11 protein-coding genes are annotated in these 12,865 nt (G+C 45.4%); all 11 read right to left on the bottom strand.

Annotation, left to right across the window (positions count from 1 at the left end; genetic code table 11):
• Positions 1-100 precede the first annotated feature (100 nt).
• On the bottom strand, positions 101-1,447 hold the full coding sequence (locus tag QS795_RS10365; protein WP_286268608.1) for a VasL domain-containing protein: 1,347 nt from the start codon (positions 1,445-1,447) through the stop codon (positions 101-103).
• A gap of 23 nt (positions 1,448-1,470) precedes the next feature.
• Entirely contained in the window at positions 1,471-1,899 is a 429-nt protein-coding gene (gene tssE, locus QS795_RS10360) for a type VI secretion system baseplate subunit TssE (protein ID WP_004912512.1), read from the bottom strand.
• A gap of 1 nt (position 1,900) precedes the next feature.
• A complete protein-coding gene (tssJ, locus tag QS795_RS10355; protein WP_181477283.1) occupies positions 1,901-2,440 on the bottom strand; it encodes a type VI secretion system lipoprotein TssJ in 540 nt (179 codons plus the stop codon).
• 15 nt (positions 2,441-2,455) lie between these two features.
• Positions 2,456-3,547, bottom strand: coding sequence for a type VI secretion system baseplate subunit TssG (gene tssG / locus QS795_RS10350; RefSeq protein WP_286268607.1), 1,092 nt, complete (start codon positions 3,545-3,547; stop codon positions 2,456-2,458).
• Complete coding sequence (gene tssF, locus QS795_RS10345; RefSeq protein WP_154639286.1) at positions 3,523-5,274, bottom strand: type VI secretion system baseplate subunit TssF; 1,752 nt, start codon at positions 5,272-5,274, stop codon at positions 3,523-3,525. Before tssF ends, tssG begins: the two co-directional genes overlap by 25 nt.
• 23 nt (positions 5,275-5,297) lie before the next feature.
• Complete coding sequence (gene tssA, locus QS795_RS10340) at positions 5,298-6,908, bottom strand: type VI secretion system protein TssA (RefSeq protein WP_286268603.1); 1,611 nt, start codon at positions 6,906-6,908, stop codon at positions 5,298-5,300.
• A 20-nt stretch (positions 6,909-6,928) separates the two neighbouring features.
• Entirely contained in the window at positions 6,929-10,249 is a 3,321-nt protein-coding gene (locus QS795_RS10335; protein WP_318626464.1) for an ImcF-related family protein, read from the bottom strand.
• Positions 10,250-10,272: 23 nt separating this feature from the next.
• Positions 10,273-11,415, bottom strand: coding sequence for a hypothetical protein (locus QS795_RS10330; RefSeq protein WP_318626463.1), 1,143 nt, complete (start codon positions 11,413-11,415; stop codon positions 10,273-10,275).
• Between the two features lie 2 nt (positions 11,416-11,417).
• Entirely contained in the window at positions 11,418-11,684 is a 267-nt protein-coding gene (locus QS795_RS10325) for a PAAR domain-containing protein (protein ID WP_286268598.1), read from the bottom strand.
• A gap of 67 nt (positions 11,685-11,751) precedes the next feature.
• On the bottom strand, positions 11,752-12,642 hold the full coding sequence (locus QS795_RS10320; RefSeq protein WP_318626462.1) for a formylglycine-generating enzyme family protein: 891 nt from the start codon (positions 12,640-12,642) through the stop codon (positions 11,752-11,754).
• On the bottom strand, positions 12,642-12,863 hold the full coding sequence (locus QS795_RS10315) for a hypothetical protein (RefSeq protein ID WP_286268595.1): 222 nt from the start codon (positions 12,861-12,863) through the stop codon (positions 12,642-12,644). The genes QS795_RS10320 and QS795_RS10315 overlap by 1 nt, the downstream gene beginning before the upstream one ends.
• Positions 12,864-12,865 lie beyond the last annotated feature (2 nt).

The following is a 12,865-nucleotide window of genomic DNA, read 5'->3' as shown; positions in this document are numbered from 1 at the left end:
AAAAATAATTATCATGTTAATTTAAAACGAGTATATCACTGAAAAAAAATGGAGCACGAATAAGGTGCTCCATACAGGTATTGCTTAGGAATAAATAGGTTTATTTTTCGCTTTGTTTTATCAACGCATAGCGATTCAGTAGCTGTTTAAAATGGTTATCAATCCGTTGGTATTCAGACTCAGGAACGGAGCCTTGGGTTTGAAGTTGCTCAAGGCGACGCAATTCTTCTTCTAACGGAACGCTTTGATTAAAATGCTGGCGGGCATTGAAAATAATGGTTTTTAATTCAGACCCCGTGATATAGCTGCGAGGTTTACCATCGAGACTGTCTAAGCGCGTACTGAGATTATTTAACTCGGCCATCCCTTCAGACCATTGTTGTAATTTATCGTTAGATAACGCATTAATTTGCATATTTTGCTGCCATTTATCATTAAATGCGCTGACTTCTTGACGTTCACCGTATTGTTTCGTGAGGTAACTCACCATGCTTAATCCATACTGCTGAGACCAAATTGGGGAGACGGACTCTAATTCCACGAGGTAGTTATCGATTATCTTGAGTTTTTCAGGAGAAAAACTATTGGGTTGAGCGGCATTAGGTTGTAATTGTTGCTCAAGAATTGAGGCGATATTCGGCGTAAAGTCAGGGAGTTGTGGGAGAGCTTGCGCTAAAACGTGGTTATTGATTTGCGGGTGTAACATATACAAAGTTCCTGCACTCAGCGCGCCTGTGAGCACAATACCGAAAGCCAGACCCACACAAATGCCTTTGCGGTAAGAAGGCTTGGTCGGTGTCGGTGCGCTGATAGTGGCATTGGCCTTGATGGAAATTGGCGTTGCGGCGGTACGGGCATGAAATGATGATGGTGCAGTTTTTGGCAATTGGAGCGGCGTTGGTGGAATAAAGCCACTATCAGGAACATCGGTATTTTCGAGCTGCTTGGCTTGAGTGGTGAGCAAGTTTTGCAGTCGCTCCAGCTGAGTGAGGTGTTTGAGCTCTAATGTTTGCAGCAACTGACCGATTTGGCCGAGGGTCGCTTCAGTTTGATACAGTGCTGGCAGGTCTGCATAAACAGGCGCATGGGCGCGTAACCCAGTCATCAATTGTTGGCTCAGCGTTGCGAGGATCTCAACCCGGGCATGGGTCTGTTGTGGCCATAATCCTTGCCAGTGGCGGCTTAGTAAATGTTGGAGTAAAGATAAGCCTTCGTTTAATCCCGCGATGCCATTTTGATGCTGGCGGATCAGGGTAAACCATGCGCAAGTTTGTAAATCAGCACCGTTTTGGTTGAATAAGGACAAACAAAGTCCATGGGCACGCGCCCAGTCGACATCTGGGCGGGCGGGGTGAAAGCGTTTATTTAATTCTTCTTTGAGCGCGGCAAAATCAGCCAGCGTGCGCGGGTCGCCACCAAGGCGCAATGTGTTTAAATCTGGGTTCATAGTCTTCTCACGCTGTCGTCGGTTTAAATCGTATCGAATTGTTTTTTTAGATGATGGACGAGAATGCGCCCATCCGGCATAAACTCAGTACCATAGCGGATCAAACCTTGCTCATGTAATTCAACCTCAAGGGCATAATGGAGCGCCCCAAAGCTGTTTTGCGGTAATAACACTAAAGAGAGTGATTTGATGCGAGGCTCATACTTGAGTAACGTTGCCGATAAAATGGTCATCATATTGTGAGCGGTGCCGGGGAGACCTTGGATCATTTTACTCATATCAGGTAGCCCGTAGTCGGGAAGGTGCTCGATACTGCCCGCTCTGGCGTTGAGAATGCGGCGAATATTGTCCATCACAGACACCATCACTTGGTCATGTTCTGGGATAGCATCAATATCCAATCCACCCGCAAAATACCCCGTCAACATTTCATATAATGAAGGTTGGGACATGCTATTTTTCTCCGAGTGGTTTTAAGGTCATGGAGTTATCCGCGAGGGTGAGTAAGCGTGGGTCATCCGGTAGTAACCGCTTTTTGGGGATCACCACGCGCCAGTCGTCGGTAATAAGGTCAGGGTGATGGAACATCACGGCGACGGCAACAAATTCAGCGCCGTCTTCAAGGGGCATATCGAGGGAAATCGACTCACCTGGGCGAATACGTAAATCTTTTTGGACCACGAGAGAGGATTTTAGTACTTGGCTATCTTTGGCAAACAACGACGCGTAATCACTCTCATCAAAGCTTTCTGTATCTTTTAATTGATATACGCGAATGATGGTGGATAGCGATGCGCCTGTATCATCGGTATTGAGTGCTTCACGCGCCACGAAATCAAGATGGACGACTTTCACTTGCTTATAAAATATCGCGTTTGCTGCACTGCGAGTGCCATCACTGACCATTTGAGTGAGCCCGCATCCGGTGAGGTTTAATGCAGTCAGAAGCACCAATGTTTTGCCACAAAATGGCAATAAAGGGATGTGTTTCATAGGGGAGTCCCAGAATTAGAATCGATAATTAGCGTAATGTGAGGGCGGCGTAGAGTGTGATGCTACCGATAATCGCTGATAGCGCCCTAAATTTAAGGTAATAATGTGTTCTCGGGGAGCGGCATTAGGCGCCAATGCACCCATTGCAGCAGTACGTCCCAGCTGAACACCTTGGTGAGATTGAGTGCTTAACGTCGCGTTAGGGAGCAACTTTCTGGGTAATTTGAGACAAAGACGGGCATTGACTCTTGACCCTAGGTAGACATGCAACAGTGCCATTAAATCTTGATACAGTTGTCCGTCAGGCAGCCAATTTCGGGCTTCATCAAAGTTATCTGTCTGTAAGGTAATCAAAATTTGGCTGTTTACATCGGTAGAATACTGACCTAAAACGGGTTTGTTGGTTAAGGTCATCGGTGTTCTGCACGATAACCCCGTTTGAGTCGCTTGCTCGATGCGCCGCGGGTCATGGGGTTTGATTTTCACGCGAGTCTCAGGTGCCAGTAATTTAACGAGAGACGCAACACCTTCTGCGGTGCGGGTTGGAAAACGTAACGTACCCAGTAAGGCGAGAAATCGGGATAAAGGCGCTTGCACATGTTGGGCGGTGCCAGGGATCCCCAAGCCAATTAAGCCATATAAATACTGAGAAGTTTCATCTTCGCCACCTGCGGAAAAGGTTGCTGGATAGGAATATTTTCGCCAAATACGGTAAAACTGCGTGGTGAGTCGATGGTTAAAAATATCCAGAAAATCCGTGAGCGATTCGGTTCCTTCCCGTTGTTGCGCGATGTCATCGAGGTAGGCGGTGGGTAACGGCGATGTGACACCATATAACCCTAAAAAGGTGGTTCGAATACTTGGCGTATTGCTATCTCGGTAGCGGTCTTCAATGTCGATACCTTTAATTTCGGTGACAGGAAAACCCATCCCACGATGGGGACGAAACCGGATAATATCTGTTTTCGGGTCTTGGGTGCTACCAAGTGGCGGGCGCTGTTTATTACTCTGTTCTAGCAGTTGGCAAAACCGATAGAAGTTAACCAGTGGTAGACGCTCCCCTAGTGCATCAAAAAGCTGATTTACTGAGGATGATTCTCTGTCCATGTGAGGCTATTTCCTGTTGGTAAAATATGGAGAGTCAGTTGGTTAAATAGATGCACGTCGGTGTACAGTGCGAAAAAGCGGTTGAGCATTTCGCCAAAGAGATGAATATCACCTTCACCGTTAAATCCGTTGCTATCGAGGGTGATATCGATGGCAATACCGCGCTGTAAAAAGCCTTTTTCGAAGCGCTCGATAAGGTGTTGTTCAACGTGGATCATGGCATCGAGTTTGCGGCTGTTTAAATCATCTTCTCGCCAGTCATAGAGCGCCAATGTGCCGCGTAATACTTCTACGTTGTCCATCATATTGAGGAAACTAGCACCAAGGTGGCTGAGAACGCGCCAATGGAAACGGTCTTCGGCTGGGGGATAGCAAGGCAGGGTTGGTTTGCATAAGTTGCGAACTTGCAGCTGGGTTTGTTGTGTTTCTTCGGTTCTGTCTAGCAATGTACTTTGCAGCGCTTTGCGCGGAAGTTGCCCGTTAGTGCCAGTTAATTGCAAAGATAAGGTTTCACTTTCCAGAGCGGCGGTTGGCTGCTCGCGCTCGCCCCCTAAAATCAGCCATGTATCATGCAACCCACTGACGCCGCGCTTAACGCGAGTGTGGTAGTAGTGTTCTGGTGCATTGCGGCGCAACATGCCGCCTCGATGGCGAAAGCTGCTGAATGGGACATAGTGAATGTGTTCACCTCGCCTTGTGCCATGAACCGTATCGACAGCGTAAATTTCAGTGTGTCCATCTTGTAGGCGGCGGGGACGTAGTAAATATTCACTTTCTAACCCGTTAACGGTAAGAGGATCCGCTTCAATATTGAATAAGTTGATCACCGGAACGCTGTGCAATTTTAGGTTATCGCGACTTAATGGAATGTCACTATCCCACAAGGTATCGAGCACAATCTCCAGCTCAAAGTGACTTAATCCTTCGGGTAATTGAATTTCGCCAAGTCCGTTTAAATTGACGAAGAAAAACTTTTCGCGAAAAGAAAAATACTCCAGTAACAACTGGTAGCCACTAAAAGTACTATCTCCTTTGGGCCACAGTTGATCTTCTTCAGCAAATCCCCCGGGGGAAAACCACAACGGTAAACGAATACGGTCAGGGGATGATGGTAAACGGATATAGGTCGCTGCGACGTGTTTGGTGAGAGCGAGATGCAGGGCGTAAGTGGTCGGGACGTCACCCGCCAAATAAAAGGAAATGGCACCAAGAGGGCTCTGTTTCCAATCGACCAGTTTTGCACAATCGAAGCGTAATCGGATCACGGAACGTCCATCAGGCTCAGTGGTTAAATTCACTGTGGATAGTGCAATGGGGTTTAAGGTTAAATCCCGCGTGGTGCGGTAACGACAAACGGTTTTCTTCTCGCCAATCGGGCGTGAAAGCACTTCAAAATTGGCTGGGATCACCGACGATAATTTCATATCGTGAATATCGGGTGCAAGTTCAACCACGGACAGGGAAGGGATGGTTTGTAAGTAATGAGGCCAAAGTAGGCTGACCAATCCTTCCGTTAATTCCGGTAAATCATCATCAATTTTTTGGCGCAGTTGCCCCATCGAAAAGGCAAAACCTTCAAATAATCGCTCAACAAAAGGATCGGGAATGCCGGCTTTGTCTAAATCTAATAGTGCCGCCCGGTCGGGGTGAGCTTGGGCGAACTCTTTCGCAGCTTCGCGTAGATAGCGCATTTCTGCATCATAATAGCGAAGGGTTAAATCATCCATTCGTATCACTCTCACTGATTAATTTAAGGGTAGAGCACCAATGCTCGGACAGGATCTAAGCGAGTCAATTGAGCCAATAATTCAGACATTTGGTGATGTAACTCGGCTTTATCCGGTGTGTTACGTTGTGCTTTACCTCGCAGAAGTTGTAATTGGCGGGCTTTGACTTCAAACAGGGAATGCGGCTCCCAATCAGCCAGTTGCATGTGCTCAGCGCGATTATCTAATTCACGCAATAAGTTCAGCGCCAAATCATGACGGGCAAACTGCTCCGCCACTCTTGCCATTACCAATTGCAATAGCCATTTTTGGCGGGTGGTCTGAATATTCGGACGAGACATTAACCATGCTAAGGCGGCTTCTACCCCTTCGGTATCGGCTTGCGTTAATGCTTCTTGTTCTAAGGCAAATATCGAGCCATTATCATCGTCATCCGTGCCGTGAACTGGCATAGAGTGTAGAGACTGAATGTTATCTTCCAGAATCTGTTGTTTGATCCATGCGAGGGTCACTTCATCAGCAAAGGGGGTGCCATCTTCCCATGCGAGATTTTCTAACCCCGGTAGGCGCAATAAGAATTGCTTTAAATCCGAGGCAATAACGTCTGCCCAACCATTCCAAGGCGTGGGAGATTTACTGAGTGCTTGATGTAAGTACCATTGAACATCTAACCAAAAATGGTTAACGCCTTCGGCAAATAGGCGGTCGGCTTGTTCGGTGAGTTCTAACCAATTTTGTTGCAGATATAAGCGTTTTAATTGGGCTTTCGCATCTGAGCGTGGCGGGGCTAAACGCGTGCAACCATGCTGATTTTGTGGTGGCGATTGGTGCAGGGTATCCCAACGGACAGATTTCATCAGTCGATGGCCTGACAGCCAGCCATTCGGTTGATTACGTAGATAATTAGCAAGCACTTTGGCTTGGTCGAGCAGTTCGCGACCCGATTGGATGGGGGCGATAGGGCTGATCCCCGAGGCAATTTGCTTTGTCGCGACATTTTCAGACGCTTTGATATTTTGCGGGATGACGCTATCAGCCCCACCCGATTGGGCGAGTCGATTTTCTAAGGCGCGTAAGAGGGGCGCAAGGTTAGGGCGGCTTGCTTCATCCCATGTATTAAACTCATCCACTATCGCGCTAAGTAGCGCCACAATACGCGAAAACTCGTTGCTATCCACCTCAGGGTAGAGAGATAAGCTGTCGAGGACACGTTGACCTGCCAGCCATTCGATGGCGGCTTTTCGGCTATTTGGACGCGAAGGTAGTAAGCTGTCATGGTAGCGATGCAGTAATCCTGCGAGTAGACCTAGTCCATCGGCTAATCCCGTTTCCCCTTCACGATGCAAACGCGCCCAAATATAGTAAGTGATAACTCGCGCATCTTTGCAGACGTTGGTCAGGAGGTTCTCGGCAAGGGCGCAAATTAACTCCGTGTCTGACCCCGAGAGTTTGTTGACTTCTTCTTTCATACGTTCGAAGTCATCGTCATAACCGGGGTCATCCCCCATTGGATTTTCGGCGGTAATGGGCAGTAGCCAGCGCTCCCATAGTGCCACTTGTTGCTCAACAAGCAGGTTTGCGGCAAGCGGATTTCCAGTAAAGCAAGCGGTGCGCAAGGCAGTTAATAATGGCATAGGTGATGTCCTATCGATGGCTAATCCAAAAAGATTTTTTCAGGTAGAACGAAATTGCGCAGTTTTAATAGCGCCAGCGGGCCTTGACCCATTTCGGTGCGCAGTTGGTAATTCAGCGAGATACCATCCGGTGTTACCCACGAAACGGTATAGCTGCTGGTGCTGCCCGCGTAAGGCGCGACGTTGGCCGTTTCGAGTAGACGGATCAGACCCCACACACCACGATGATCGCCATAGAGTCGGGTGCCCGAAGACGTGGTCATCCACGTTAATGATGCCCCAGATGCGACGGTGTCGGCAGGCCAAACAAAGCGTTGCCATTCAGGGAATTGGTTATCGTAAGTGAGATTTTGTTTATCGATCACCAATATGGTTTGCATCACATTTTTACTGGTACCCGGACGCATTTCAAAATAGAGACGTGCTTCCCCGTTCGCGAAGGCCACATCGCCTAACTCTGTCAGGGTATTTAGCGCGGTTAAAAAGGCAGGGTTAAAGCGTAAGCCTTGGGCATTGGTGCTATTGGGTACCCAATGGTTGCCCTCTTTACGTAACACGCCTTGCAAGCGAGTTTCTAAGAAACGTTGGATCCGACCATTATCGGGGCGCAGATATTGCGCCATCAACGGTAAGGAAATATCGCTTTGGGTGTTTTTCAGTGGATAGCGCCCGCCGAAAGCGTTGTTCCATTCACTGACAATGGCATTTTGCCATTCGCTATTAATGCCTTGGGCGGTTGGTGTGAGTAATTGCTGCCACGCTTGAGTCATCGGCTCGACTAACAGCGCATCCCCAAAGCTTTGCCACTCTTGCCCAAAGCTGGCGGCAATCAAACTACCCATATCCCGCGCTTCGGCGAAATCGACATTTTTACCTTCTAAAATACTTTGCGCGAAGGATTGAGACATCGCTTGCGGATCCGGTGCATTAACCACTTGCTGAAGTTTTAATCGCACACGGGTTATGCGGGTGAGATAGGCTTGCAGACTAAGGTTATCGCTTGTTTGCGTGGCGGCTTGTGGGTCCACAAAATTCAGAATAGGGGCAAAGGTGTCTTCAAGCGGCCCCGTAAAGTCGGCTTTCTGACTAATTATCGGTTTCTGTTCTTTATTGAGCAGGTCTTTCGCGGAGTTCATAAAAGAATCGGCGAGTTTTTCTTGCTGGCGTCCGGTTTTCCCTTGATAAGCCACGGTATTCATCAACGCAATGACGGGTGATTGGCGCACATCGCTCATCAAGGATAACTGGTCGATAGTATCGGACAAACTTTCAGTATGGCGCCATTGCAGGCTATTGAGGAAGTTTAACCAGCTATCAGAAAAATCAGCAAAATAGCGTTCAGTAAGCTGCTGCTTGAGTACATCCGGCGAAATATCTTGGCTAAGTTCATGCTGGCTATCACTCAATACCCAATCAATTTCATTGCGGCGGGATTCAACCACTTTTTTGATGGCGGGTTGAATAGATTCTTCCCACGCTTTGCGGGTAAAAATTCCCGACACAAACTCATCGGTGGTGAATAAAAATCTGGCATCGGTATCGCCGGTCATATCGTCTAAGGTCATATCTGGGAACTGATGTTGCGCTTGTAGTAGCACTTCTTGATACAGCGTTGCGCTTTCACTGCGCTGACCAATTTGCCTGATGAGTAAAGTACGGCTTTGATTAATCAGGTTATTGTTGGCAGTTAATTGCCATTCAGAATGCTTCGGTAGCTGCTCGGCATAGAACATCAGTAATTCTTTGCCGAGGGTTTGCCATTCGCCTTCGTTCATTCCTTGAGGAACGGGGAGGGTAGTGAGCACGCTATCAGTAAAAAACGCGGGATCCATACGCTCAGGGGTACTCATCATTAAGTAGGTTTTTAGGCTTTGATACGCCCCTTGGGTGGCTTGACGACGGTCATCACTGTTAGGGGAAAGCTGGGCATAGGCTTGTAATTGTTGAGTCAACTGTTGAGCAATGGTATCACGCAAAGGCGGTAATACCGTTTGTTGATATAGCGGCCATAAATGAGCTAATAATGGCTGATTACTGTTTAGCCCAAAATGAAGCCAGAAAGGCACCGAAGTTTGTTCGCGATGATTGAGTAAGCCTAGGGTTTGCTGAAAATCATACTGAGCTTTGAGGCGTTCAGTTTCTGGTAATTGGGCGTTAGCAGCGACGCTCGCGCTTTGGTAGCTCTCTTCGATAAGCTGGCGATTGGCGAAGTAAGAGACAATCATGCCTGCGCCCCACAAGGTCATGGCGGTGGCAGCACCGTATTGAACGAGACGTTTTTTGTCAAAGCCTAAAGAGGCAGGCTGTAAACCGGATGCCAGTTCAGATTGTACATTCAACCAGCTTTTCCAGCGGGTATCAGGGTGCCAACTATTGGGTAAACGTTGCTGATTTAACGGATTGATAGAAGGGCTAAATGCGATGCCGGAAAAAGGCAGCGTACGTAATTGAGTGTTGAGTGGGGCTAATGCGGTAGCGAGCTGTTGGCTGCCACCGTTTTGTAAAAATTTAGCAAAAGCAAGCAGATAGGTATGTTTCTGCTCGCGAAGTAACGCTTGAGTTCCGTTGATAACGAGCGCGGGGATCAGGCTTAATAAGCTAGGCGATAGCGCCTCGGCTGGCATATTTTGCTCTGTCATGCAGAGGATAGAGGGCGTTTCAACCGCGCTGAGGGATTGTTGGTCACTGACACTCCATACCCAAACTGGCGCACGCCAACCTAATTCTTGGAAGAGGTTTTGGATAGCACGCCCTGCATTGTGGGCTGTTGCGGTATTGAGGTTAGTGAACGTGACGTTGTTGTCTAAAAGCTGTGACGACATGCTGTTTTCAGTCACCCAAATCACGCCATCGAGCGGACGACGTCGGCGCAGGTGTTTGAGGGTTTCTAGTCGCTCTGAATTTATGGAACTCCCTATGTCACCACCGTAGATAAGTAGGGTTCCATCACACTCTTGCCAGATTTCTTGCGTCAGGCTAGGAGCGAGTTTTTCGACGGCAGAGTGGGAGCCGAGGAGGAGTTGAATAGAGACTTTGGAATGCCAGAAAGTGCCGTATTGGGATTTTAGGGTGACTAATATGGGGGATAAATTCTGGTTATTGAGGATGGATTTTTTGTCTTTATCTGGATAAGTACCCGTGTCTTTATTTTCCTCACGGTGCTCTGCTATTTTTTTGTGATGAAATCCCCATCGAACGGCACTATAAATAATACTAAAAGAAATAATAATACCGATCGTAATGTACTTTTTGAATTTTGTTTCTAGGTAAAAGTGTTCACCATAGAACCAAACACAAAGGCATAGTAAGACAACAAAAATGAAGAAAGAAAATGTCTTCACTACGGGTTTATTCAATTTTATATTCATATCGATGGACTCGAAGTAATAGTTCCAATAAACATTGATTGATTATCTTGAGAAAGTGTTAAAGCTGAGTTCTTGGATTGAGCAACATAGTCAATGGCGATGGCTAAATTTAACCAACTTGAAAATTCGCCTACTGGACCAATAAAAAATTCTAAGTTAAGTAACTTATTGGGTTCTATTTTAGGGAGTACCTCAGAGGCACTGAAAATCGCGCCGATTAAATCGTTTTGGCATTTATTGTCAGAAAAACAAAGAAACGTATTTTTTGATTCAGTCTGTATTTCAGTAAATAGATGGATGGCATTCTGTTTATCTTCATCGATTGTGATTGGCATCGGTCTTTTTACATTAGCAATCGTATTGAGTTGATATGCCAAAGCGACTTCATCGGAAGTAAAAATAAACGCTGCAAACGCGGCAGATTGATTTTGGTTATAAGCCTGCTCAATGAGTACCAGTTGGATTAGGTCTTCATTGTTTCTTACAGTATCTTCGATGTAGTTGTAATCTAGTTCATGGGTGAAATTTACATTGTGTGGTGGTGGGGTATGAAATAATTTTTCCCATGAATATTCGAATTCTTTTCTTGATGTGTTGTGGTCTTGATTTGTTAAATAGTGAACAGAGAAAGGGTATTTGGTACTGACCTCAAGAATCTTATCTTGCAGTGTCCTTAGTAAAATAAAACACGGAGATTTATCTTCAGGTAAATAATCAATTCTCTTTGGTAGTTGGTAGCTTGCGATATGTGAACTCTGATGTTTTAAAATATAGGGTAATGTGATTCTATCTGGAAGTAAAATAACGGAGTCTAATATGCTAATTGCTCTTGAACCCCATTCCTCCCATTTTTTATCAGCATATTTTTTTTCATTTTCTAAAAATTCATAATTATTTTTTAATTTAAAATAAAAAATAATTTTTACAAAGAATACACTTAAAATAGTAATGAACGGGGCTGTAGCCACAAGGATTGTGATAATCTTTCCTCTACCTGTATCAAGAATGTCTTTTTGAGCGTTAAAATAGAGTGAATAAAATAGAAAAAATAATGTTAAACCTAACGCTATAATCCATTTAACGTAAGGAGGCTTTTGAGGTTTAGGTACTTGTAGCGATGCTTTTTTATTCCAAGACATAATTATCCTAAATTAAAGTCAGTAATACTGGTAATGAGATAACAACCGCACTCAGTTTTGCTTCCATCCACGGCAACAGGAATACCTTTACATGTAAATTCTGTAGCGCCTTCAATAATGGCATTAGTGCCATGACCTTTTTTGGGGCAACTAACTAAGTCACCTACTTTAGCTGCTCTTTTTCCATTAATAACAATATCGGAAGTTGCGGTAATAACGGTGCCACCATGACTGGTTTTATCACCTAGTAAAATAATATTTTTAGTCATAAGATTTTAAATAGTAATAGGTAGGTTGTGATATTAAAAATATATTAACTTAGTATTCTAATATTAATTATTGGTTATAATTTTCAGTGATTGAAATAGGTGTTGGGGATTGGATTGCACAGCGAAAACCTCGCCCTGTGCTCATTATCTCTGTTAATACAGGAGGCATAGCATAGCGTTCAATATTCTGGTTATCCATAAAATTGGTACCCGCAGAGCCTCGAGTTACTTTGGTCGTACCCGATTGAGGGCCTTGCGGATTTTTTTCGGGAGATACTGAATAGTAGTTTTCATCGTACCAGTCATTGGTCCAATCCCAACCATTGCCTAGCATATCATATAATCCTAGGGGGTTTGGTTTACGTTTATTTAGTACAATATACGGTTCGGAGGAAGGATCAACGAAAGTACCAAATTGACCATTATCCGTTGAATAACGTAAAAATTGACCTTGACTACGAGCCGCATACTCCCATTGCGCTTCTGTAGGTAAGTCAACTGGTAAACCACTTTGTTGCCCAATCCATTGGCAATAATCTTTAGCGTCTTGCCAACCAACGGAGGCTAAATAATTATCTTTAATAAACTCTTTAGCGGGGGGATACCGTGTCCACTCTTTTATTGCAATATAACTTTTAGGTAACGGCTTATTTGTTAAATCTATCCATAATAGATATTCTCCCCAGGAAACTTTACTTTTTGAGATACTGAAACTATCGAGGGTTACGTTGTGGGTAAATTTATTATCTTTACGTGGACTGTAATAGAGGGTTGAAACACCATCTTTACCACCAAAATCTCCCATTAAAAAAGTTCCGCCCTCAACAAACACCATATTATTTAAAGTATCATTGACCAGTTGTTGAGCTTGTTTTTGTTGTTCTGCGGTAGGGGTGTTATCACACCCCACCAGTGACCCTATCAGCAAGGGCACACTTAAACACCACAACATCTTCATTATCCTAACTCCTTATCGTTCACAAACACGCGGGTACAACTGTCCACATAGATAAAATCGACTTGTTTTAGCGGTGTCTGCTGATTCACATCCACATTTTGCTGTACCTCAAGACTGTTGGGTAGTTGCTGATACAACGCCGTTAAGTTTTGTCGGTAATGGCTTGGTTCAATCCGGATCTCGGGCGTGGGTATCGTGATAAACGGGGCGGGTCCCAACATTT

The organism is Providencia zhijiangensis (assembly GCF_030315915.2).
Lineage (GTDB): Bacteria > Pseudomonadota > Gammaproteobacteria > Enterobacterales > Enterobacteriaceae > Providencia > Providencia zhijiangensis.
The sequence above is the reverse complement of the archived record's forward strand: the minus strand, read 5'-3'. Positions and strand labels throughout refer to the sequence as shown.